This window comes from Aquipuribacter hungaricus (assembly GCF_037860755.1).
Classification (GTDB): domain Bacteria; phylum Actinomycetota; class Actinomycetes; order Actinomycetales; family JBBAYJ01; genus Aquipuribacter; species Aquipuribacter hungaricus.
In genome coordinates this window covers 1-1,237 of the sequence record NZ_JBBEOI010000435.1, presented here as the reverse complement: position 1 = coordinate 1,237, position 1,237 = coordinate 1, and the positions used below count along the sequence as shown (strand labels likewise).

The window sequence follows — 1,237 nt, the reverse complement described above, 5'->3', positions numbered from 1 at the left end:
GGGCAGCGGCCCGACCGGTCCGGACCGCGCGGGCAGCGCCCGGACCGGGGCAGCACCGGCGGTCGCCCCGGGGGCCCCGACGGCACCCGTGCGCCGGCCCGGGAGCGGCTGCGGCAGGCCGACGCGCCCCGCACCGCGGCCTACCAGGTGCTGCGCGAGGTCGACGGGAACGACGCCTACGCCAACCTCGTGCTGCCCGGCGTCCTCGCCCGCCACCGCCTGGCCGGGCGCGACGCCGGGTTCGCCACCGAGCTCACCTACGGCACGCTGCGGATGCGCGGGCTGTACGACGCCGTGCTCGCCACGCTCGTCGACCGGCCGCTGGCCATGCTCGACGCCGCCACCCTCGACGTGCTGCGCCTGGGCACCCACCAGCTGCTCGCGATGCGCGTCCCCGACCACGCCGCGGTGGCCTCGACCGTGGGCCTGGCGCGACAGGAGGTCGGCACCGGCGCCTCCGGCCTGGTCAACGCCGTCCTGCGCAAGGTCCCCGAGCGCGACCTCGCCGGCTGGCAGGAGCTCCTCGCCCCGCACGCGCCCGCGGCTCCCGACGGCACGCCGGGCGTCGAGGGCGACGCCGCGCTCGCCGTCCGGCACTCCCACCCGGAGTGGGTCGTGCGCGCCCTGCGGCAGGCGCTCGTCGGGCACGGCCGGTCCCCTGCGGAGCTGGAGGCGCTGCTGGCGGCCGACAACGCGCCCGCCGATGTGAGCCTGCTCGCCCGTCCCGGCCTGCTCGACGTGGCCGACCTGCTCGCCGACGGCGGCCGGGCCGGCACCTGGTCCCCGTTCGCGGTGACCATGGACTCCGGCTCCCCGGGCGGCCTGCGCGCCGTCCGCGAGTCCCGCGCCCGGGTGCAGGACGAGGGCAGCCAGCTCGTCGCCGCCGCCCTGGTCGGCGCCGGGCTCGACGGCGCCGCCGCGTCGTCGGTGCTCGACGGCGCGGCGGACCACCGCGGCGAACGCTGGCTCGACCTGTGCGCCGGCCCGGGCGGCAAGTCCTCGCTGCTGTCCGCCCTTGCCCGCCGCGACGGCGCGAGCGGCGTGGCCGTCGAGCTGGCCCCGCACCGCGCCCGGCTGGTCGAGCAGGCCGTCCGTGGTGCGGAGGACGTCTGGCAGGTCCGCACCGGCGACGGCCGCACGGTGGGGGAGGACGAGCCGGGCGGCTACGACCGGGCCCTCGTCGACGCGCCGTGCACCGGGCTGGGGGCGCTGCGCCGCCGGCCCGAGGCGCGGTGGC

The 1,237-nt window shown here is 80.0% G+C and carries 1 protein-coding gene; it reads left to right on the top strand.

Translation table 11 applies throughout. The features are described 5' to 3' along the window. A partial coding sequence (locus tag WCS02_RS20430) for a transcription antitermination factor NusB (protein ID WP_422665448.1) occupies window positions 1–1,237 on the top strand: 1,237 nt, incomplete at both ends.